Consider the following 22,677-nt stretch of genomic DNA (forward strand, 5'->3'; position numbering starts at 1 on the left):
CGCAGCATTGCGCGAGGAACAAGGGATGTTCTCACCGGCCAACCAGCCTCATTTCAATCTGACCATCGATGGCATCGACAGCGATTTTCAAGTGCTGTCATTCACTGGTCGGGAGGCACTCAACACACCCTTCGAGTTCGAACTGGAACTGGTCAGCGAAAAAGCATCGATCAACCTCGAAAGCGTGCTGCATAAGCTGGCGTTTCTTCAGTTGTCCCCGACCGGTACCGGCATTCATGGACTGGTCTACAGCATCGCTCAGGGCGAGGCCGGCAAACGCCTGACGCGCTACATGATCTCCCTGCGCCCGCAACTGGCGTACCTCGCGCACCGAGTCAATCAGCGGATCTTCCAGCAGATGACCGTGCAGCAGATCATCAGCAAGGTGCTGGAAGAACACGGCATCCTCGCCAGCGATTATCACTTCCAGCTCAGTGCGATTTATCCCGAGCGCATCTACTGCGTGCAGTACGACGAGTCGGATCTGCATTTCATACAGCGCCTGTGCGAGGAAGAGGGTATTCACTACCACTTCCAGCACACGTCCAGCGGCCACAAACTCACCTTCGGCGATGACCAGACGGTGTTTCCGAAACTCGCCCCCGTGGCCTATCAGCAGAACTCCGGGCTGGTCGCCGACACCCCGGTGGTCAAGCGCTTCGGTCTGCGCCTGGCTACCCGCACCAGCCGCACTACGCGGCGCGATTACGACTTCGTCAAACCGAAAATCGAGCTGGAAAGCGATGCCAAAAGCAGCGCTCAGCCGGACCTGGAAGATTACGATTATCCGGGCCGATTCGTTGACCGTGACCGCGGCAAACATCTGGCTAATCGCGCGCTGGAACGCCATCGCAGCGACTACCGTCTGGCCGAAGGTAACAGCGACCAGCCGATTCTTGTCAGCGGGCATTTTCTTGCCCTGACCGAACACGCCAACCCGACGTGGAACGACCTGTGGCTGCTCACTGAAATCTTCCACGAAGGCAAGCAGCCGCAAGTGCTGGAAGAGTCGGTGACTAGCGACACCACGGACAATAAGGACGATTTCCACCAGGGCTACCGCAACCGCTTCAGCGCGATCCCGTGGGATGTGCCGTACCGTCCGCCGCTCGATCACCCGAAACCGAAAGTCCTCGGCACCCAGAGTGCCGTGGTCTGCGGCCCGGAAGGCGAAGAGATCTACTGCGACCAGTACGGCCGGGTGAAGGTGCAGTTCTTCTGGGACCGCGAAGGCAAGCACGACGACATGACCAGTTGCTGGATGCGCGTCGCGTCGAGCTGGGCCGCCGAAACCTTCGGCTCGATCAACATTCCGCGCGTCGGCATGGAGGTCTTGATCACCTTCCTTGAGGGTGATCCTGATCAGCCGCTGATCACCGGTTGTTTATACCACGGCGCCAATCTGCCGCCGTACAAACTGCCGGATTTCAAGACCCTTGCCACGGTCAAGAGCAAGGAATACAAGGGCAGCCGCGCCAACGAACTGAGGATCGACGACACCACCAGCGAGATCAGCATTGCGCTGCGCAGTGATCACGGTGCGAGCGCGATCAACCTCGGTTATCTGACCCATCCACGCCCAAGCGGTGGTCAGCCGCGTGGCGAGGGTTTCGAATTACGCACCGACCGCCACGGCGCAGTGCGTGCTGGTGCAGGCCTGCTGATCACCACCGAGCCACGTCCGAACGAATCGAAACATCACAAGGATCTGCCGGAAACCGCCGAACGACTCGCCACCGCGAGCGATCAGCAGGACGGTTTTGCGGTGCAGGCCAAAGAGCTACAAGCGCAGGAGGCCGGCGATCAGGACGACGTGGCCAAGGCCTTGCACGCACAGCATCAAGGCGTGCTTGGCAGTGGCCCGGCGAACATGACCGCTAATGAGTTCCCGGAATTCACGGAACCGCATCTGGTACTGGCCAGCCCGGCCGGCATCGCCCTGACCACACCGCGCTCCAGTCACATCGCTACCGGCGAACACTTGGCGCTGAGCAGCACCGGTCACACCAGTCTCTCCATCGGTAAACGTCTGCTGGCCAGCGCTAGTCGCGGCATGCGCCTGTTCGTTCAAAGCATGGGGTGGCGTCTGGTAGCCGCGTCCGGCGACATTGACGTGCGCGCGCTGAAGGACAGCATCAACCTGCTGGCCAAACTCAACATCACTGCCAATGCCGACCGCATCACCATCACCGCGAAAACCGAATTGGTGATCCAAGGGGGCGGCAGTGCCACGACTTACAACGCTGGTGGCATTACTCACGCTACCAGTGGCCCGTACACGGCGCATGCGGCGAACTTTGCCTATACCGGAGCGAAGAGTTTAGCAGGCGTGTTCCCTGAGCCGCCGAAACCTGGCAAGGGCAACCTTGAGCTGTTCAACCAGTACGCCGGACGCCAAGGCATCAAGGAAGGTGATTACGAAGTCATCGATGCGTTGGGCAAAAGCATCAAGGGCAAGCTCGACGGCAAGGGCTTTGCAAGCGTTTCTGGTGCTGCACCGGGACCGGCGCGCGTGCTGTTTGGCAAAGATCCGGCCGATACCTGGAGCGAAGGCAGCTATATCGGCAAGCCGGAGTGGCCATTGAATCCGCCGGGCGCGGACGAAGCTCCAAGTCAAGTGCAAGCAATGGTTGCTCAGGTGTTGCCAAGCAAGAGTTGGGATGTGCTGGAGAAGGGCAAGGATATGGCTCAGACAGGGATGAGTGCTGTACAGACGGCACAAGGCGCAATGCAATCGGCGCAACAGGTCAAAGGCGCTGTACAGGGCGGAGTGACTGGCTTGCCAAAACTGGCGAGTGCAGCGACACCGAGCGCGTCGACTATTCTTAGCGCAGCCAGCAAAGCGGGCAAGCTGCCAAGCCTTCCGGTCCCGTCCTTGCCCAAACCAGCGCTTAAGACAGCTGACCTGTTGAATGGGGAGGTGCTGTCATGACTGAAGCTGCCGTTGCCAAGAAGCGCGAGCCTCAGGTAGCCGTCGTTCCGCTCAACACGCTGGATGTGCAGGACGTGGGTCGTGGTGCCGCTCGGTTTGATGCCTGGCTGCGATCCATCAGCGGTGATGTGGTCACACTTGATCGAATCAAAGGGGTCGCCGGGTCACTGCCGGTTGTAGGCAACATCATGGCGCTGGTCGATGCGCTTGGCGACATCGTCACGCTTACCAAAAGCAAGCAGCGGGAGTTGCTAGATTGGGTCAGCCTGGGTATCAACCTGATCGGTGTTTTACCAGCCCCTCCGACCATGGCTGCTGCTCGTATGAGTTTGCGCCCGACCTTGTTTTTGGTACGTCAGGAGCTGCGTAACAGCGCCAAGATGCTGTTAGGCGACTCAATGATCGAAGTGCTGGTCGGGCACTTGAACGCCACCATCGTCGGCACGATCGATGACTTCGTAAAACAGGCCCAAGGCAAACTTTCGGGCATTCTCGCCGATGCTGGAAAACTGGGCGAGAGCGCAGTTACCGAAATCGCAAAGGGTCTCGAGGCCGTTGTAAACGGCAAGCTCGATTCTAAAGGCGATGCGCGTGCAGCGGGGCAGAAGATCACGGCGGCGGGCAATCAACTGCTTAGCGATCCCAAGGCGGCCATCAGCAATATCTTTGGGGCTGCATTCAGTGCCTATAAAGCTGTCGGTAAAGGGGTGGCCAACAGCGCGGCGAAGAACCTTCTGCCGGACCAGGCTAAAAAACTGGTGATGATGCACACCGGCACGTTGAGAGCGATGGGGCCGGAAATCAAAACCCAACTGAGTAAGTTGGGTGACCCGGGAACGCGGCACTCCATCGGTTGGTTGTTGCAAATGCTCAGCGGTGCCGTGGTGACCTGGCGTAAGCGCCGAGGGCATGGACAGAGCGCTAGCGTGAAACCCAATGCCACCAGTAAGGCGCAAAACAAAGCAGGTGAAGGCCGGCTCGAAGCCAGCAGCCGTCAGGCTCCTGCGAACGCTAACGCCAATGGCCAGAAAAATGGTGCATGCGCGGGTACTTGCAACAGTATTAGTTTCGCGTTGGGCTCCGAGTCGCTAAGCCATACCGATTTCAGCCTCCCAGGTCCATTTCCTATTGAATGGGTGCGTACCTATAGCTCCCGGTTCGATGCCTTTGACAATGGCGAACTGGGCGCTCGGTGGGTGACAGAGTTCACCACCCGATTCGACTGCAAGGGCGATGGTCTGGTTTTCTTTGGAGCCGACGGTCGTAGCATCGATTTTCCTCTGCCCAAGGTGGGCCTCTTTCACTATGACCCCGTAGAAAATCTCACGCTGGTTCGCTCCGGCGAGGATCAACTGCTGGTTTGCTTCGGTTTCGAGCGCAAAGAAACCTATGTCCGTCGTGGTCGTTCCTTCTGGCTGACGGATGTCAAAATGCGCAGTGGCGCGGGGCTGATGCTGCACTATGAGCATCGGCACGGGGACGCCCTGGTATTGTCTGACCTGATTACCTATCAAGGGGATATCACGCAGGTCCACTTGCACGTGGGAACCCTGCTTGATGATCAAGGACGGCTGGCCGGTCTTTGGGAAATCCGTGACGGCGCGCCTGTACGGCAACTCTGTAATTACCAATACAACGTCCACGGCGATCTGATCCAGGCTCAGGATGAAAACGGTGCTGACTGGAACTATCAGTATCAGCATCATCTGCTGACTCGATACACCGATCGCACCGGCCGCGGGTTGAATCTGGAGTGGGACGGCCACACCTCACACGCCAAGGCCGTGCGCGAGTGGGCGGATGACGGCAGTTTCGATACTCGTCTTGAATGGGACGAAAACATCCGCCTGACATATGTCACCGATGCCCATGGCAACGAGACTTGGCACTACTACGACATCAAGGGCTACACCTACCGGATTCGGTATCCCGATGAACGTTCAGAGTGGTTCTTTCGCGATGACGCAAAAAACATCATTCGTCACGTTCATACAGACGGGACCTCCGATCAATACAGCTATGACGAGCGCGGTAATTTGCTCGAGCACATCAGTCCCGACGGCAGTGTCGCTCACTACGCCTACGATGATCTCAATCAACTGATCAAGGTTAGTGATGCAGAAGGTGGGCAATGGCAGCGAGCTTACGATGATGCCGGCAATTTGGTGGAGTCGGTCGATCCGCTTGGAAACAAGACGGAGTATGCCTACGACAAAGCAGGTCAGTTGATCGCTATCAAGGACGCAATCGGCAACGAGAAAGCGCTTGAGTACAACGATGCTGGTCAGCTTCTGAAATATACCGATTGCTCTGGCAAGACCAGCGAATGGGAATACAACGATCGCGGTCAGATGATCTGTTTTACCGATGCAGCAGGACAAAGCACCGAGTATGAGTACAAGGCTGGACATATCGCCCTGATTACGCATCCAGATAAAACCCAGGAGCGATTCGAGCGTGATGCCGAAGGGCGTCTGCTTGCCCATATTGACGGTCTGGATCGCTGCACGACATGGAGCTATAACGCTGCCGGATTGATTGCCGAGCGCGTAGACGCCTGCGAGCAAACGCTTCGCTACCGTTGGGACCGGCTGGGTCGTCTTGTAGCGCTGGAAAACGAAAACGAGCAGCGCACCCAATTTCACTATGACCCTGTCGGAAGGTTGCTTGAGGAAAAAGGATTCGATGGCGTTGCTACGCGCTATCAGTACGATTCCGAGAGCGGGCGTTTGGCGAGAGCCATTACCGGTGAGCGTGTCATTTCGATGTCGTTTGACCCCATGGGACGGCTTGTCGAACGCCATGCGAGCTTGGGCAATACGTCTCAAAGTGAATCCTTTGCGTATGACGGTAACGGCAACATGGTTTTGGCCACGAATGACCAAAGCCGGCTGCTGTGGTTCTATGATTTGGCCGGTAATCTGATCAGAGAGCATCAGCATTATCAGAGCCTGGATGCACCGCTCGTTGCAATCTGGAGGCACGAGTACGACCCCCTCAACCAGTGCGTAGCTACGAACCGCCCGGATGGTCACCGGGTGAGCTGGCTGACGTACGGCAGTGGGCATTTGCTTGCGTTGAAACTCGATGATCACGAGCTGGTCGGTTATGAGCGAGATGACCTGCATCGTGAGGTAGTTCGTCATCAAGGCAATCGTCTGCGTCAGACTCAAAAATGGGACCCGGCAGGACGCCTGCAGGAGCAATTGCTAGGCCGAAGTGATGACAATTCCACTTTGCTCAAGCGCGAATACAAATACGATGCGGTCGGCCAGTTGACCGAGCTAAACGACACGCGTCGCGGACCGCTGTCCTATCGTTACGATCCAGTCGGAAGACTGATCAGTGCAGCAAGCCGCCTCGGGGTTGAGAAATTCGCTTTCGATCCAGCCAGTAACCTGCTCGACGAAAAGGTGACGGAAGTACGCCGGCCTCTTGATCAGGCCCCAATGCGTAGTCGGTTGGTAGACAATCTGCTACGGGAATACGTCGGCACCCATTACGAATATGACGATCGTGGCAATCAAACGCTGCGTTGGCACAATGGTCAACGCAGTCGACTGCAGTGGGATCTGTTCGATAGGTTGGTTCATTTCGAGGATGATCGTCTCTCGGTCAAATACGCCTACGACGCCTTGGGTCGCCGGCTGTATAAGCATTCAACCGCCCATTATACAAATCGTCCTGAAGCAGGTTCCCACTGGAATAAAAATGAGCAGGGACGCGTTCAGCGTTTGCTTGGCTGTGGCCTGACTTTGTACGGGTGGGACGGAGATAATCTTTCCTGGGAAAGCAGTCCTGCGCCTATTGATGGGGGGACTGGTCGCACAGTCCATTACGTATATGAACCCGGCACGTTTGTTCCGGTAGCTCAAGCGATCAGACACGCCTCGATTGATCTTCTAAGCCAGCCTGAATATGTCGGTGGCGAGAGTCTTGAAGATGACCCGCTTTGGAGACATGCACCCAAAGCACAACCGTTTGATGCCTTGGCTTGGTATCAGTGTGACCATTTAGGCACACCATTGGAGCTCACCGATCAGGACGGTCAGGTTGCCTGGAGCGCTCAATACAAGGCGTGGGGACAGGTAAAAGAACAGACATCAGCCTCAGCAGTACGGCATGGACTGAGCAATCCTATTCGTTTCCAAGGTCAGTACCACGATCACGAAACAGACTTGCACTACAACCGATACAGATACTACGACCCCCATGTAGGTCGCTTCATCTCAAAGGACCCGATAGGTCTGATGGGTGGCATAAACCTTCATCAATACGCACCTAACCCAACCCAATGGGTGGACCCTTTAGGGCTGGTGAAGAAACCGCCATCCAAACGCGCCCTAAAAGACGGCGCTGGAGCATCGCCTCAAGATATCGCTGCGAGTAAGGTCGGCGGAGGCAGTCGAAAAGGACAGGCGGCTTGTCGCAAGAAACTCATCGATAAAAGTAAGCCAGTGGGCGTCTACAAGTGCTGGCGGTGCGGACATACCTCTACCAATCCTGATGACATGCACCTGGGGCATAAGAATGTGGCCACCTCAAATGGGGGCAACCTTGCCGATGTCAACGTAGATCTTGAGGGCGCTTCGTGTAACCTGAGTGCGGGAAATAGCGGTTACGTGAAAGAAGGGATGTCGTGTGTCGAACGTGGAAGTTGTGGAGCGCCATATGGACGATAAAGAATTGCCTGTACTGATTCAGGTGTTTGTATCAGATGACGGTGACCCGGTATTCGAGGAGCTCCCTGCAATTGCGATGGGGCAGGATACCTATGAGCTGTTGTCTTCACCTGGTCTTGCGCTGAATTTGGCTCGAGGTGATGTCATCTCGATAAAAAACAAAAACACCCACGCCGAAGTCCTCAAGCGCGGCGGGAATTTTTGTATTCATATCTACGCCGATTTCATCCCCGAGGATGTCATTGCTCAGCTCGAAACTGATGTCGGCAATGAGCTGGGTGGAACACTTGATGGCGTTTTCGAAGGCAATCTTTCATTGGCTGTGCCGTCGAGCAACGGGATGGACAGAATCAATGAGTTTTTTGATCGTTTCCGCGAGAAAACCGGCCTCGAATGGTATTACGCCAACGTCTACAAGAACATAGATGATGAAGAGGATGAAACGCTGCTGAATTGGTGGCTGCAGAGCTGATTGATTCGAATAGCGATCACGCTGACAACAATCGAAGCTTGGCTAAGCAAGCTTGGGTAAACACAAATGTGTCGGCTAGATCTACGAAACGCAGTGTGAGCTCGAAGGGCGCGTGACAGGTCGGTAGTGACTGCAGCGCGCTTTATCGGCCAGCCAGATAGTATGAACGAGGGCGACCCTCTTTCGAACGTTTGCCTGGCCGATATGAATCCAGGATTTAGTCAAAGGAGTGACACCATGATAGATGTAATTCGCTTGGGCGACTCCACCACTCACGGTGGCAAGGTGCTCGAAGCCTTCTCCCAAACCGATCTCAACGGCAAGCCTATTGCTGGCGTCGGTCACAAGGTTAGCTGTCCGCTTTGCAAAGGGGTTTTCCCCATTGCAGAAGGCAGCAGCACCTACACCGTTGATGGCACGCCCATCGCTCTGGACGGTATGAAAACTGCCTGTGGCGCCGCGCTCATTGCGAGCGGTCCGAAAGGCGCAGTGATCAGCTGATCGACCTGACGACATCCTGGTTTCATTGCTAGCGAGCGGCGACGTGCAGTCGAAATCTCTCAATGGCGATGAGCCTCATGACATCCCTGAATTCCCGAGCCTGCTGGCTGGTAAGACGCTTCCATGACGACCAATACCGCTGTTGCAACCAAACGTGAACCACAAGTCGCCGTTGTTCCGCTGAACCTCATCATGGTGGAAGACGTGGGCCGCAGTGCGGCTCAATTCGATGCCTGGTTGCGAGAGATCAGTGGCGATCTGGTGACATTGGAGCGCATCAAGACGGTTGCCGGCGCGCTGCCTGTTGTCGGCAACATCATGGCGCTGGTCGATGCGCTGAATGATGTTGTGACACTCTCCAACAGCCCACGACAAGATCCTTTGAACTGGGTCAGTCTCGGGATCAACCTGATTGGTGTCTTGCCGATGCCGCCGAACATGGCGGCCGCACGGATGAGCTTGCGACCGACATTGTTCCTTGTCCGTCAGGAGGTCGCCAAGGTCGGCAAGCTGGTGTTGGGCGATGCGTTGATCAACGTCGTGGTCGGTCATTTGAATGCTGACATCGTCGGCGTGATCGATGATTTCGTTAAGCAGGCTCAAGCCAAACTCACGGAATTGCTCAGCGATGCAGGGGAGTTGGGTGAGAAGATCCTCAACGAAATTGCCGTCGGTTTGGAAAGGGTTGTAAACGGACAGCTCGATGCCAGAGGCAATCTGAAAGCGGCAGAGCAGATGGCCAGCGCTGCCAGCGATCAATTGCTCCATGATCCGATGAGCGCTATCAGCAACATCTTTGGCGCTGCGGCGAACGTTTACAAGGCAGCCGGTAAAGGCGTGGCTAACAGTGCCGCCGAACATCTCTTGCCGGAGCAGGCCAAGAAAAAAGTTCTGGCTCATACGAAATCGCTGCGCGCCATGGGACCTGAGCTGCGCACGCAGTTGAACAAGTTGAGTGATCCAGCGGTTCAAAGCTCCATCGGCGCGCTGCTGGTGGTGCTGGCCAGTGCCGTTGCAGCCTGGCGTATGCGCAATGCGCACGGGCAAGGCGGTAACGTCAAACCGGGCATGACCAGTCAATCCCGACGCGTTGCCAGCGACGGTAAGGTCGAAGTCAGCCGTGCTGAGTCGAAGCCGAAGACGCGCCCCAATGATGAAAAAAACGAAGTATGCCCTGCGACCTGCAAACGCATCAGCTTTGCCATGGGTACGGAGACGTTTGATCACTCAGATTTCAGCTTGCCCGGCGCTTTCCCCATTGATTGGACCCGCACGTATTGCTCGGACTTGAGCGCCTATGATTCGGGCATCTTGGGCGCGCGCTGGATCACTCCGTTCACGACTCGCATCGATGAGCAGGACGATGGTCTGGTGTTCCACGATGCAGACGGCCGAAGCCATAGCTATCCGTTACCTAAGATCGGCCAGTTTCATTACGACGCGATTGAAAACATCACTTTGCTGCATGTCAGCGAGGGACAGTTGCTGCTATGCCGGGGTTTCGAGCGCAAGGAAACCTACATCCGTCATGGGCTTTGCTACCTGCTAGTAGGTGTTGTATTGCGTAGTGGCGCCGGAATCATGCTGCACCATGAGCATCGTCATGGTGAGGCGCCCGTATTGTCCGACCTGATTACCTATCAGGAAAATGACATCACCAAGGTACATCGCCATCTCGGTACGTTAATTGATGGTCATGGCCGGTTGACCGGTATTTGGGAGATCAGTGACGGGGCGCCACAACGTCAGCTGTGTGCCTATGAATATGATGCGCACGGCGACCTGGTGCTCGCCCAAGATGAGAATGGGGCAGCTTGGTCGTATCAGTATGAGCATCATCTGATTACGCGCTACACGGACCGGACCGGGCGCGGGATGAACTTGCAATGGCAGGGCACGGGCGCCGATGCCAAGGCGGTGCGCGAGTGGGCCGATGACGGCAGTTTCGACACCCGTGTGGAGTGGGATGAGAACATTCGTCTGACGTACGTCACGGATGCTTACGGCAACGAAACATGGCACTACTACGACAGCCTGGGCTATACGTATCGCATTCGTCACGCCGATGGCTTGTCGGAGTGGTTGTTCCGTGATGACGCAAAAAACGTCGTCCGGCATGTGCATCCCGATGGGGCCACTGACCGCTATAGCTACGACGAGCGCGGCAATCGACTTGAGCATATTCGCGCCGACAATAGCGTGGTGCACTTCGCCTATGACGACCACGACCAACTCATCAAAATCATGGACGCGGAAGGCGGGCTATGGATGCGCGCCTATGATGACGCCGGCAACCTGGTTGAAACGGTCGATCCGCTCGGCAACAAGACTGAATACGCCTATGACAAAAAAGGTCTGCCGATTGCCATCAAGGATGCCAACGGTAACGAGAAGACCCTCGAATACAACGACGCGGGTCAATTACTCAAGTATGTAGATTGCTCGGGCAAGACCAGTACATGGGAGTATGACGATCGCGGCTTGATGATCTGCGCAACGGATGCAGCAGGGCAGAGCACCGAATACGAATACAAGGCTGGGCAGGTAGCGCTTATCCGGCATCCGGACAAAACAGAGGAGCGTTTTGAGCGCGATGCAGAGGGCAGGCTTCTGGCCCATGTCGACGGATTGGATCGCTGCACGACGTGGAGCTACACGGCAGCTGGTTTCGTCGAAGAACGCGTGGACGCTGCCGAACAGACTCTGCGGTATCGGTGGGATCGTTTGGGACGTTTGCAGGCTCTGGAGAACCAGAATGAACGCTCGGCGCAATTTCTCTACGACCCATTAGGACGCTTGTTGACCGAAACAGGCTTTGACGGACGTCTGACTCGCTACCAGTACGACATCGCTTCTGGACGCCTATCAAAGATCGCCACCGGTGACCGTGTTGTGACGGTAGCGTATGACGAGATGGGGCGTGTGACCGAGCGTCTTGCTTCGCTTGGCGATCAGTCACAGGGGGAGCGTTACGCCTATGACGGCAGGGGCAACATGATCCTCGCCAGTAACGCAGACAGCCAAGTGCAATGGTTCCATGACCTGGCCGGCAATATGGTGCGTGAGCATCAGCACTATCTTGGTTTGGACAAGCCACTGGTTGCTGTCTGGCAGCACGAGTACGACGTGCTCAACCAACGCGTGGCCACGATCCGTCCTGATGGGCATCGGGTCAGTTGGTTGACCTACGGCAGCGGTCATCTCTTGGCATTGCGCCTCAACGAGCATGAGTTGCTTGGCTATGAGCGCGACGACCTGCATCGCGAAGTGGCTCGGCATCAAGGCAATCGTCTTGTGCAGACGCAGAAGTGGGACCCAGCCGGGCGCCTGCAAGAGCAACTGTTGGGCCGTAGTGATGACAAGTCGGTTTTGCTTAAGCGTGAGTACGCCTACGACGCCGCAGGGCAACTGAACGAAATCAACGATACGCGCCGTGGCCAGTTGTCCTATCGCTATGATCCGGTGAGCCGGTTGTTGAGCGCAGTGAGTCGTTTGGGTATTGAAACCTTCGACTTTGATCCGGCGGGTAACCTGCTCGATGAGAAAGCGGCCGAGAGTCGGCGGCCTTTGGAGTTGACTCCCCCGCGCAGCAAGTTGGTCGATAACCTGCTGCGCGAGTATGCAGGGACTCACTACGAATACGATGAGCGTGGCAATCAGATCAAGCGTTGGCGCGACGGTGCTTACAGTCAGATGCGTTGGGACCTATTCGATCGGCTGGTGCATTTTGAGGACTCAAGGCTTTCGGTGGAGTTTGCCTACGACGCCCTTGGTCGACGTTTATCCAAGAATTCGAAGGTCCACTACAAGCAGCGGCCGGCGGCAGGCTCACTCTGGAATAGCGCTGAGCACACTCGATTGCAGCGAGAGCACGGCTGTGGTTTTACGCTCTACGGTTGGGATGGCGATAATCTGGCTTGGGAAAGTCGTGCTGCTCAGCAGGACGGGGAGGCGGGGCGTACCATTCATTACGTGTTTGAGCCCGGAACGTTCATTCCTGTCGCTCAGGCGATGTCGAATCATTCCATTAATCTTATGGGATTGCCTGACTACGACGAGGATTACAGCTTAGAGGATGATCCGCTCTGGAGTCGTTCCGTAGTATCGCCTCCTATTGATGTATTGACCTGGTATCAATGCGACCACTTGGGCACGCCTCTGGAGTTGACCGATCAGAATGGTGATGTGGTGTGGAGTGCTCAGTACAAGGCTTGGGGCGAGATACGGCAGGATCGGTCGCGATGGGCGAAGCAGCGGGGTATTGCTAACCCTATCCGATTCCAAGGGCAGTACCATGATCATGAAACGGGGCTGCATTACAACAGGTATCGCTACTACGACCCGTCAGTGGGACGTTTCATAAGTCAGGATCCTATTGGTTACGAAGGGGGGCTCAACCTTTACCAGTATGTTCCTAATCCTATTGGGTGGACTGACCCGCGCGGACTGGCTCGTCAAAAAGGAATTACGCCGAACAACAAAGGCACACGCACTACAATCGAGTCGGGTAATCTGCAAGCACCAGAAGTTGGATACAGCACGAAAGCAGGCGGGGAAGGTATTCAGCATCCTGTGGTTCAAGAACTCTATGAATCGATACCAGACGATCAACGTTCTCCTTTTATTCATGGGCACTGCGGAGAAGCGGATGCGCTGAGTAAGATTGCCAAGGCTAACGACGTCAAATCTGTCGAAGCTTTGAGGGATATTACGAGCGGCTCAACATCTACGACCGTAAGGAATGATGGTAAACAGTTGAAATTTTGCCGATCTTGCGCTCAAGTTATGGGTAAGCTCGGCGTATGTGATGGAGTTAAAGAATGAGCGATGAAAAAGAAATTGAAGAAGTCGAAAATCTTGAAGCGCGTCTCTTGGTCGCTGGCGTATCCATTAATCAATTAGTGCGGTGCTACGCGGATTTTTTGCTTCATCTGATTGAAGGCGAAGCTTTAAGTAATATTTCTTCTGCAAAACTCGAGCTTATGTTTAAATACCTGAGTAAGGCCGTAACTCCTGGAGTAATTGAGTCTAGTCAGGAGCAAAGGAAGGGGTTCTTTGTCGACCTTTGGCCAATTGAAAGGCAATATAGAGAATCGGATCCAGTATTCGCGAATTTTGTACGATGTGTAATCTGTTGCTTCGGAAATGAAGAAGACTGGGAGCAGGATGATACGGGGGAGGCCACTCCTTTATGGTATTTTCTTTTCTATATCAAGAAGGTTTGTCCCGAAATAAAAAACGAATTTTTACAGTATTTTGAAGGTGCTTTTAGTGAGCGTGGATTATCTGAAAGATAGGCTTTAGCTGCCGGCAATTATTTGCGCGACAGTGGAAACGTCCTTAGCACTGAAAACCCTGGTGAACTATTACCCCTCACGAACGGCAGTTTTCGGCCATTAGCTGCCATACCTGAAAGGTGGTAACCAATCCAAAGCCACCCCACGATATCACCTGCGAGATGCTACCCAATATGATCACCGGCGACTTTTTCAGCATTGAATTCTGAATTAATGACAAACCTTAAGACCATGCCTGCTATTGGTTTTTGTAACTCTCTCCTTCTGGTAATGCTGGGGATTTAATCTAGGCACAGAGCAGGTAAGTAATTTTAGAGTGGGTGCGGAACTGCCTTTTCAGAACGTTTTGCTTAGTGATTTTAATTTTAGAGGTGGAGAGTAGGTTTTATGGACAAGGCTAAGATAAAGGTTATAACTATTGGGCATATGCCTTTGCATTTAAACTTGAAGGTGGTGTCTTGTTGGTTGTCTGAGGTGTTTGAGTTGGTAGGAGAAATTGATAATTTTTCTCTGACCTGCGATTCTGATTATGGGGATTGGGGGTTTTCCGATAGTACGTTAAAGAAGCAGATTCCCGAATTTAATGGTGCCGACTTCACCGTTGCCCTAGTTAATATTCCCATTGAAGATAATTGGTACTCAAGGCGATTGGGTGATAATAAAATTGTTTTTACATACCATCAAATAAAAGAAATTTTAAGTCTGGACAATATTCCTCTTGAAAATGCGGTTTTGCGAGTTTTGTACAGCTATACACTGCTATATCGTCGCGCCGGAAATAAGATCCCTGAAATCGATGCGGTGGTAGGGTTTACTCATGATGAAACCCGAGGCTGTATTTTTGATATGAATGGCATCAAGTCGGATATCGTGGAGTCATGTAATAAGCCGATTATTTGTAGCGCGTGTGTAGAACGGTTGCGTAGCGAACGCGTCGCAACCCAAGTCTTAAACTCTGCGAAGAAAGAAATAAAAAAAATACGAAAACACCTTTATTTTCGGTTCTTCGATTTTGTCAAGGTTAGACCGGTCATTGCTTTGTTGATATCGAGCGTCTTCGCCGTGACCCTAGGTGTGACTGGTTCACTAATCGCTTCAACTATATATGATGCAGTTAAGGCTGGTGTGGATAAAAGTAGTGTGGAAGCTAAGAAATGAGCTGAGCAGCTTAGTGGCTTGATTTTTCTACTACTCTCAAGAGGTTGCTATTTTTGAGTTTTAACGTTGGTGGGCGTTTGAAGGATCAATGATATCTAGCAGGGGTAGGATATGCGGGTAGAACCAATGAAAAAAATAGACACGACTAAATTGCAGAAAGGGGATATTATTTTATCCACCTCGACTGATGACTTTAGTGAGGCCGTAAGGTCTGCGACGAGTAGTGATATATCTCATGCCATGATTTATGTGTCTGACGGGTCGGTGATGGACTCGACAGGGGAAGGGGTGCAAGCAAGAAATATACAGAAGATGTTGTACCCCCAAGAGTGCGCTTTATATGTTTACAGGTTGAAAATCGGACTATCTGAGTCTGATGCTAAAAGAGTTATTCATTACGTGCGCACTGAAACCGGCGCGCCATATGACAAAATTGGTGCGGGTCGAAGTATACATAATCCTAAGTCTCAAGGAGGTGATAATCAGTTTTGTTCGAGGCTTGTTGCAAGAGCCTATGAATTAATAGGTGTTAAGTTGACGGAAAATCCAGACTTTGCCACACCAGCTCAAATTAAACTTTCGCACTGCTTAGAGCCTGTAGAGGGTGCTGTGGTCAACGTGGGCGAATTCGAGGTTGGAGTTATGGGTCGCGACGTCGACACGACTGAAGAAATGAGAGTTATCACAAGTGATCTGCTTGAAGATGTCAGAGAGTGGTTGCCAAAAATACGAACTGTAAATGATATAACAATATCTCTGATCGCCAAGCCTGGTCTCGATAGAAAAGTTCTTTCCTCATTCAAGCGCTCTGGTTACCTGGATTTCTGGGAACTTGAAATTTCTAGGTTTCCTTGGCGGTATGACTATGATCTGATGATCAATGCTAAATGCCAATATGATCTCCAAGACTTAATTGAATACTGCAGGTCTACCGTTCGACAGAACGAGCAAGGGGACTATGATCATTGGAAAGCAAATGCTGACGAGTATAAAAAGCTCTATAGACATAAGCGGTTGAGGACATTCGAACAGTTGGCGATTCTTTATCACACTCTCAGTGAACATCAAAGTATCCGTCTGATAAACGCCAAGCGATTCTTGTTAGAGCACGCCGATGTAACTTCATAACGGCAGGACTGAAGCAGGCTGTAGTTTCGCAGCACGTCAGGCCGCTCAACCGTCGCTTGTTTGTAGGCATGTGGTCCAGGTTGTTTGCTGACCAGCTCCAGTGCCTGCATCAGGCCTCGCACCTTGAACCGCCCAATTTGCCCGCCGTCTTCCTGCATCATCGACACGATGCTGCGGCTACCGGCGGCGCTTCGACTTTGCGTAAACAGTTCGTTAACCCGGCTGCGCAACCGAAGCCGCTCAACGTCTGGAGTTCGGCGCCTGAGACGGTGGGCGTTGTAACACGAACGCGCGACATCAACGACTGCGCAAAGCCAATCAACCGGCTCTTGGGGGCTCAGTTGATCAATCAGCGCGTGCGCTCGTGTTCATCCGACATCAAGAGCGCGGTAGCCTTTTTTTAAATGGATTTCTCCCGCTCAAGTTGAGCGACTCGAGCTTCCAATTCCTGGATTTTCTGTTGCTCAGGCGTCAAAGCTTTGGTCTGCGGAGTAACGCCGTTGCGCTGTTGCTGGAGTTGCTTAACCCAGCGACGTAACGCGGACTCAACCACACCAAGCGAGCGGCTGGCTTCGATATGGCTATTGCCTGATCGAGCATGAGGCCTGCGGCCTCGCGTTTTAATTCAGCGGAAAAGGAACGACGTTGTTTGGTCATCAGACACCTCTATCTGGCGAGCATTCTCCTCTGAATGGGTGTCCGGTTTTCATTAGACCACTACACAACAGGCTTCGGTGGCCACTCGGAAAACCAACCTTCGGCGCGTTGGATTTCGGATTGAGGATTGGCTTTCCGTTGGCGTCGGTCACTAACGCCTTTGCCCTGATCTCAGATCACGACAGCGCAAAGTCATGCGAGCCAGCTCCAGGAACTGCTCGGCGTACTGCGGCACGTCGTACAATGGCGAGAGCTGACGCACTGTAGCCCCCATGATCCTCTCAGAACGCTTGCGAATCATTTCAAGCCACACAGGCTCCGGTATGGGCTCGACGCCGCCTGGAGCCTTGAGGTTCTTACGGGGGCCGCTGGTCATTATTGCGTGCCTCGGCGGTGGCGATGCCAATGCTCATGCCAACCACTGCGCATGTGGTCATGGTGTTCGCAAAGCAGATGCCTGCCACGCCGGCTGGCATGATTCGTCGAAGGTAACATATATCGGTTCGTATTTTTTTAGAAGGTTAGCGGGATTAAGTGGTAGAAAATAGAGTGAAAATATGAGAGGTTTCACGGCTGTCTTTCACGAGTAACTACGTATGCTTCTGAAATATTTTAATTGTGTAGTTGGGTTTGTGTCGAATTGGTTATTCAGTATCTTCGTTGTTGTGCTTGTGTTAGGTGCTTATTTTTTGTTTTTTGATTTTTTGACTTCGGAAATCCCAATCAAGAAATTGCCCGCGGCTGTTCGGGAGGGGACGTTTGGTGATAGCTTTGGAACGCTAAATGCTTTTTTTTCTGGCTTGGCTTTCTCGGGTGTTTTGTTGACATTGTTTTGGCAAAGAAAGGATCTTTCTGAAACTCAAAGGCAGATTAAAAGTCAGCAGGTTGAGTCTCAGTTTTACAATATGCTGACGCTTCAGCATAACGTTGTCCAGGGCTTTGATTTAAAAAGAAATGGCAGGGTTACCATGGTGGGTAGAGATTGCTTTAAAACATGGGTAAAGCAGCTTAGAGAGTCCTATTCTAACTCTGGAACCAGTCACCAAACTAGAATGGTGATTGCTTATGAGGCGATGTGGGCTCGGCATCAAGGTGATCTTAGTTTATATTTCAGAAGCCTATATTCGGTCTTTCGCTTTGCGTCAGAAAGTGAGCATGGCGATAGCAAGAAGTTCGGTGTTGTTGCTAGATCGTTTTTGTCAGATTTTGAACTCGTCGTCCTTTTCTATAACTGCTTAAGCGAGCGAGGATGCAAGTTTAAAAAATATGTTGATGAGTTTGCAATATTTAATAATCTAGATCCGCGAATGCTTTTGGATGTAGGGGATGTAACATTTTTAAACAGAGCCGCGTATGGGGACAGCGATGAAATATTGGCGATATATGATTCGCCCGCGACGGGTTCACCAAAAGTTTAAATCTCGAAGTTGAATCGCCACTGATTTTCTAGGCGAACTCGAGCGGCAGCTTTTGGCCGATTGCTGCCCTTGGCGAGAGGCGGAAAGCGGCAAAAGCAGTCATTGCGAGACGTCCGAACTTGTCCGAGGAGGTCAGTTCGCTATCGCAAGCGAAAGCGTTCGTCTGCCTTCTGTTGTATCAGCACACTGCAGCCGGTTATCCTTCGATCGCTTGTTTACGACAATCGAAGGAAATACCTTGCTCCGTTCCAGCTGGCTGCCTACGCCGCCTTAGCGCAACGCCCCCCTCGCAACACCTTGACCGCCCCTAGCTGCGGTCGCATTTTGCTGCGCCCAATATTTGGCTGTGGCTAACTCAAAAACCAACTGAATACAGAAGCACTTGCATGGCTCAGCGCCCGACGCTGCGCGTTATGCCGTGCCTGCTATGGGTGAATCAATGCTTGAAAAGATCAAAGCCGCTTGGCTATCGAATGTCCGGGCGGACGTCCTCGCAGGTCTCGTGGTTGCACTGGCTCTCATTCCTGAAGCCATCGCGTTCTCCATCATCGCCGGAGTTGACCCTAAGGTTGGACTTTATGCCTCCTTCTGTATCTGTACCGTGATTGCCTTCGTGGGCGGTCGCCCCGCGATGATCTCGGCAGCCACCGGCGCCATGGCGTTATTGATGGTGAATCTGGTCAAGGATCACGGCCTGCAATATTTGTTGGTCGCTACGCTGCTCTGCGGCGTACTGCAGATCATCGCTGGTTACCTGCGCCTAGGAGAGCTAATGCGCTTCGTTTCACGCTCTGTCGTGACCGGATTCGTCAACGCGCTCGCAATTCTCATTTTCATGGCACAACTGCCAGAACTCACTGGCGTCACTTGGCCGGTCTACGCGATGACTGCCGGAGGATTGGCAATCATCTATCTGTTTCCACACGTACCCATGGTGGGCAAGCTGCTGCCCTCGCCACTGGTTTGCATCTTGGTGCTCACCGCGATTTCGGTTTATATGGGGCTTCATATCCGTACCGTTGGGGATATGGGCTCACTGCCTGATAGCTTGCCTATCTTCATGTGGCCTGACGTGCCGCTGAACCTGAATACACTACTTATCGTGCTTCCGTACTCCGCTGCATTGGCAGTAGTGGGTTTATTGGAGTCGATGATGACTGCGACCATCGTAGATGACCTGACCGATACGTCTAGCGATAAAAGCCGCGAGTGCAGAGGCCAGGGCATCGCTAACATCGCGAGTGGCCTCATTGGCGGCATGGCGGGTTGTGCAATGATCGGTCAGTCGATGATCAACGTGAAGTCTGGTGGCCGAACTCGTCTGTCGACGCTAAGCGCAGGTATATTGCTATTGATCATGATGATCTTCCTTGGCGATTGGCTGGCCCGGATACCGATGGCAGCCCTGGTCGCGGTGATGATCATGGTGTCAATCAGTACCTTCAGTTGGGGTTCCATCCGCAACCTAAAAGAATATCCGCTCTCTACGAACATCGTGATGGTCGTGACGGTGGTCGTGGTCGTCGCTACGCACAACCTAGCCTATGGCGTAATCGCAGGCACCTTGCTAGCTGCCATGTTCTTCGCTAACAAAATTGCGCATTACCTGGACATCGCCTCGAAACATGATCCTGAACATAGTCATCGCACGTACTATGTGGTCGGGCAGGTGTTCTTCGGTTCAGCTGATCGATTCACCAACGCTTTCGATCTCAATGAAAAACTTGAAACCCTCACGATCGATCTTCGCGACGCTCACTTTTGGGACATTACGGCAGTCGCAGCGTTGGACAAGGTCGTTCTCAAGCTTCGTCGTGAGGGCGTTCAAGTCGATGTCATCGGAATGAATCGGGCAACCTCTACACTAGTGGATCGATTCGGGGTGCACGACAAGCCAGATGGTATCGATACGCTGTTGGGGCACTGACATAGCTGCTCCTCTCCGGCCGAAAGTGGCATCAATATGAATGTCCACTTTTGGCCGATTGCTGCCTGTCGCGAAGGGCTGAAAACGACCCAAAGCTGACATTTGTCGAGCGCAGGGGGCGACGAAAAGCGGATCTAGCTGCAAATAGTGGCAATAGGCCACTCTCGATCAGAGACAATGTTGAAGTTCATAATTGTCTTCCGAGACATAAAGCCCACCCAGTTGTATTTTCAAGGAGAGATATGAGTACCGCGAAGATTTCTGAGCCAATTTCAGGTGATAAGGCCTACCAAATTCGTGCGCGCGCCGCGCTTCCTCTGCTTGTCCGTCAAGCGCACGCGGGAGTCCCTATTTTTTATTCCGATCTTGCCGAGGAACTGGAGATGCCTAACCCGCGCAACCTTAATTATGTTCTTGGGAGTATTGGCCAATCATTAGAGCGGCTCTCAAAGATATGGAAAGTAAAGGTTCCACCTCTTCAGTGTCTCGTGATCAACAAACAAACCGGCCTGCCAGGAGAGGGCATTGGTTGGTTTCTCGTGAAAAAAGAGGACTTTTCAGCACTTCCCCTTCGCCAGAAGCGTGTCATTGTTGAGGCCGAACTTGCGCACGTCTTTTCCTTTTCTCGATGGGACGAAGTTCTCAAAGCGCTTTCGCTCGAGCCGGTAGCGTGCGACTTTTCATCTATCTTGAAAAGAGCCAGTGAGGGCTACGGCGCTGGAGAGAGCGAGGATCATAAGGCGCTGAAAGAATATGTTGCGTGTAACCCGCAGATCATTGGGCTCAGCCCTGGCATCCCAGCGGGAGTGACGGAGTACTCTTTACCATCCGGTGACAGCCTTGACGTCTCGTTCATTAACAAAACGGTTTGGGTAGCGGCAGAGGTGAAATCTGCAGTCTCCGGGGAATCTGACATTGTAAGGGGGCTATTCCAATGCGTGAAGTACGGAGCTGTCATGGACGCAGTGCTGCTGGCTGAAGCACGCCCCCAAGTCGCGAGAGTGATCCTGGTATTGGAATCCACATTTCCTCCATCGCTAATACCGCTGAGGAATCTCCTGGGCATTGAAGTTGTTGACGGCATCACACCGAAAACGAGCGATCGTAAGTTCGATATTGTCCATTCAGCTCAGAAAATGGAAAAAATCGAGCCCGTTAGTCTTATTTAGACTATGCATCAACCAACGGCTTTCATGGATGTTGCCGCACAGTTCGCTTTTGCCCGAAGGCTGCCACCGGCCAGAAGCTGCCACTCAATGCGACTCGATAATTCCCACCCGAGCGTGCATCATCGCACTCGCCACGATCCCGTCGTGGCATCGAAGCCATCAGTACAGAAGATGCCCGCCCGCAAAAAACAAGCCTTTTGAAATGGAAGTCATCTCATGTTCGAACGTAACAAACTGGTTCCGGAGTTAATGGTCACCAACCTGGATAGCAGCCTGACTTTTTGGGTTTCTCATCTGGGGTTCAAAGTAGCTTATCAACGCCCGGAAGATGGATTTGCATACCTTGATTTGAATGGTGCTCAAGTAATGCTTGAGCAGGTTGATTCGAACGGGGGTCAATGGGTGACTGCGCCGTTGACCAAGCCGCTTGGAAGAGGCATCAACCTGCAGATTGATGTTGAGGCTGTCGCACCCATCATCCAAAAACTTGATTCGGCTGGATGTCCACCCTATCGAGAATGCAAAGACACCTGGTATCGGGCTGACAATGTAGAAGTAGGTCAGCGCGAATTCATCGTACAGGATCCCGACGGTTATCTCGTAAGGTTGGTAGAGAGGTTGGGTGAGCGACCAGCTTGTTCAAGCTGAATCTGAATCTGAGCCAATCCGACCGTCAGCTTTGGGTCGAAAGCGGAACGAATCTGAGGGTCCGCTTTTGGCCGAAAGCTGCCGCTGGCGAATAGAGAGCAAAGGGCCAATTCCTAACCATCTTTATTGATTTTCGCTGCTCTTGGTTCGTTATTCGATCAAGTGGAAATCGTCTCGCTGTTTGGGATCGGTAGTCGCACCTCGGCAGTTCTCCCCTTTAGATGGGGGGTGACCTGGGATGAAAATTAGCCCTTCATTCTCGAATGCGTAAGCCAATGCCTGCATCGTTACCTGATTCAACTTCCTTGTACCGCTTTCAAGATCTTTTATGGCTTTCACAGAAACGGCGGAACGGAAGGCTAACGCCTCGATGCTCCAATCCAGCATTTCTCTCGCTACAGAGCAGTGACGTGCAGAAAAGGTGGGCGGCAGTCGTTGAAAAAAAGCCAACAGGGCAGCGTCCTCCGCCGCTTCGGATACGGATCTAGCTTTTGGGAAATTGACAATTTCAGCACTCATGAAAGATGTCCTTTTGCTGTATGGATGAACAGTATCTAGACTAGCGTCTCGGATTCTCTTTAGCTAGAGGGGGGCGGCAGCTGTAGAGATACGCAAGCTGCAAATCGGGAAATTAACTCGAAATTTTCCAGCAATCTTTAGGGCAAATTTAGGGCATATATTAGGCCTG

13 protein-coding genes and 1 pseudogene are annotated in these 22,677 nt (G+C 52.9%); 12 read left to right on the forward strand and 2 right to left on the reverse strand.

Going from position 1 to position 22,677, the window contains the following annotated elements:
- Positions 1 to 25: 25 nt before the first annotated feature.
- The 8 genes from KVG87_RS09690 (at position 26) to KVG87_RS09725 (ending at position 16,170) form a co-directional block, all read left to right on the forward strand.
- On the forward strand, positions 26 to 2,932 hold the full coding sequence (locus tag KVG87_RS09690) for a type VI secretion system Vgr family protein (RefSeq protein ID WP_217850502.1): 2,907 nt from the start codon (positions 26 to 28) through the stop codon (positions 2,930 to 2,932).
- Positions 2,929 to 7,614, forward strand: a complete 4,686-nt coding sequence (locus KVG87_RS09695; protein ID WP_217850503.1) for an RHS repeat-associated core domain-containing protein — start codon at positions 2,929 to 2,931, stop codon at positions 7,612 to 7,614. The genes KVG87_RS09690 and KVG87_RS09695 overlap by 4 nt, the downstream gene beginning before the upstream one ends.
- The gene (locus tag KVG87_RS09700) at positions 7,604 to 8,086 is read left to right on the forward strand and encodes a DUF4265 domain-containing protein (RefSeq protein WP_217850504.1); all 483 of its coding nucleotides are present in this window, start codon (positions 7,604 to 7,606) and stop codon (positions 8,084 to 8,086) included. The genes KVG87_RS09695 and KVG87_RS09700 overlap by 11 nt, the downstream gene beginning before the upstream one ends.
- A gap of 237 nt (positions 8,087 to 8,323) precedes the next feature.
- The gene (locus KVG87_RS09705) at positions 8,324 to 8,587 is read left to right on the forward strand and encodes a PAAR domain-containing protein (RefSeq protein ID WP_217850505.1); all 264 of its coding nucleotides are present in this window, start codon (positions 8,324 to 8,326) and stop codon (positions 8,585 to 8,587) included.
- A 123-nt stretch (positions 8,588 to 8,710) separates the two neighbouring features.
- Positions 8,711 to 13,411, forward strand: coding sequence for an RHS repeat-associated core domain-containing protein (locus tag KVG87_RS09710; RefSeq protein WP_217850506.1), 4,701 nt, complete (start codon positions 8,711 to 8,713; stop codon positions 13,409 to 13,411).
- The gene (locus KVG87_RS09715; protein WP_217850507.1) at positions 13,408 to 13,884 is read left to right on the forward strand and encodes a hypothetical protein; all 477 of its coding nucleotides are present in this window, start codon (positions 13,408 to 13,410) and stop codon (positions 13,882 to 13,884) included. The genes KVG87_RS09710 and KVG87_RS09715 overlap by 4 nt, the downstream gene beginning before the upstream one ends.
- A gap of 387 nt (positions 13,885 to 14,271) precedes the next feature.
- On the forward strand, positions 14,272 to 15,042 hold the full coding sequence (locus KVG87_RS09720; protein WP_217850508.1) for a hypothetical protein: 771 nt from the start codon (positions 14,272 to 14,274) through the stop codon (positions 15,040 to 15,042).
- Positions 15,043 to 15,168: 126 nt separating this feature from the next.
- The gene (locus KVG87_RS09725; RefSeq protein WP_217850510.1) at positions 15,169 to 16,170 is read left to right on the forward strand and encodes a YiiX/YebB-like N1pC/P60 family cysteine hydrolase; all 1,002 of its coding nucleotides are present in this window, start codon (positions 15,169 to 15,171) and stop codon (positions 16,168 to 16,170) included.
- 32 nt (positions 16,171 to 16,202) lie between these two features.
- On the opposite strand, the pseudogene KVG87_RS09730 reads toward KVG87_RS09725, so the two are convergent.
- Positions 16,203 to 16,827 (reverse strand): annotated as a pseudogene (locus KVG87_RS09730) (transposase); the annotation flags it as partial.
- A gap of 596 nt (positions 16,828 to 17,423) precedes the next feature.
- Here KVG87_RS09730 and KVG87_RS09735 point away from each other — a divergent pair.
- From KVG87_RS09735 to KVG87_RS09750, 4 genes are all read left to right on the forward strand, one after another.
- Entirely contained in the window at positions 17,424 to 18,245 is an 822-nt protein-coding gene (locus KVG87_RS09735; protein WP_217850511.1) for a putative phage abortive infection protein, read from the forward strand.
- A gap of 439 nt (positions 18,246 to 18,684) precedes the next feature.
- Positions 18,685 to 20,172, forward strand: a complete 1,488-nt coding sequence (locus KVG87_RS09740; protein WP_217850512.1) for a SulP family inorganic anion transporter — start codon at positions 18,685 to 18,687, stop codon at positions 20,170 to 20,172.
- A gap of 242 nt (positions 20,173 to 20,414) precedes the next feature.
- Positions 20,415 to 21,341 carry a hypothetical protein gene (locus tag KVG87_RS09745; RefSeq protein ID WP_217850513.1) on the forward strand — a complete coding sequence of 309 codons (927 nt, stop codon included), beginning with the start codon at positions 20,415 to 20,417 and terminating at the stop codon, positions 21,339 to 21,341.
- 216 nt (positions 21,342 to 21,557) lie between these two features.
- Positions 21,558 to 21,989 (forward strand): bleomycin resistance protein, encoded by a 432-nt coding sequence (locus KVG87_RS09750; protein WP_217850514.1) that lies wholly within the window; start codon positions 21,558 to 21,560, stop codon positions 21,987 to 21,989.
- A 150-nt stretch (positions 21,990 to 22,139) separates the two neighbouring features.
- On the opposite strand, the gene KVG87_RS09755 is transcribed toward KVG87_RS09750, so the two are convergent.
- A complete protein-coding gene (locus tag KVG87_RS09755) occupies positions 22,140 to 22,508 on the reverse strand; it encodes a helix-turn-helix domain-containing protein (RefSeq protein WP_217850515.1) in 369 nt (122 codons plus the stop codon).
- Positions 22,509 to 22,677 lie beyond the last annotated feature (169 nt).

Source organism: Pseudomonas siliginis (assembly GCF_019145195.1).
GTDB lineage: Bacteria > Pseudomonadota > Gammaproteobacteria > Pseudomonadales > Pseudomonadaceae > Aquipseudomonas > Aquipseudomonas siliginis.

Coding starts and splice junctions, on each gene's coding strand:
- KVG87_RS09735 (WP_217850511.1), top strand. CDS start 17,424: ATGCTTCTGAAATATTTTAATTGTGTAGTTGGGTTTGTGTCGAATTGG.
- KVG87_RS09725 (WP_217850510.1), top strand. CDS start 15,169: ATGAAAAAAATAGACACGACTAAATTGCAGAAAGGGGATATTATTTTA.
- KVG87_RS09705 (WP_217850505.1), top strand. CDS start 8,324: ATGATAGATGTAATTCGCTTGGGCGACTCCACCACTCACGGTGGCAAG.
- KVG87_RS09695 (WP_217850503.1), top strand. CDS start 2,929: ATGACTGAAGCTGCCGTTGCCAAGAAGCGCGAGCCTCAGGTAGCCGTC.
- KVG87_RS09720 (WP_217850508.1), top strand. CDS start 14,272: ATGGACAAGGCTAAGATAAAGGTTATAACTATTGGGCATATGCCTTTG.
- KVG87_RS09755 (WP_217850515.1), bottom strand. CDS start 22,508: ATGAGTGCTGAAATTGTCAATTTCCCAAAAGCTAGATCCGTATCCGAA.
- KVG87_RS09715 (WP_217850507.1), top strand. CDS start 13,408: ATGAGCGATGAAAAAGAAATTGAAGAAGTCGAAAATCTTGAAGCGCGT.
- KVG87_RS09745 (WP_217850513.1), top strand. CDS start 20,415: ATGAGTACCGCGAAGATTTCTGAGCCAATTTCAGGTGATAAGGCCTAC.
- KVG87_RS09740 (WP_217850512.1), top strand. CDS start 18,685: ATGCTTGAAAAGATCAAAGCCGCTTGGCTATCGAATGTCCGGGCGGAC.
- KVG87_RS09750 (WP_217850514.1), top strand. CDS start 21,558: ATGTTCGAACGTAACAAACTGGTTCCGGAGTTAATGGTCACCAACCTG.
- KVG87_RS09710 (WP_217850506.1), top strand. CDS start 8,711: ATGACGACCAATACCGCTGTTGCAACCAAACGTGAACCACAAGTCGCC.
- KVG87_RS09690 (WP_217850502.1), top strand. CDS start 26: ATGTTCTCACCGGCCAACCAGCCTCATTTCAATCTGACCATCGATGGC.
- KVG87_RS09700 (WP_217850504.1), top strand. CDS start 7,604: ATGGACGATAAAGAATTGCCTGTACTGATTCAGGTGTTTGTATCAGAT.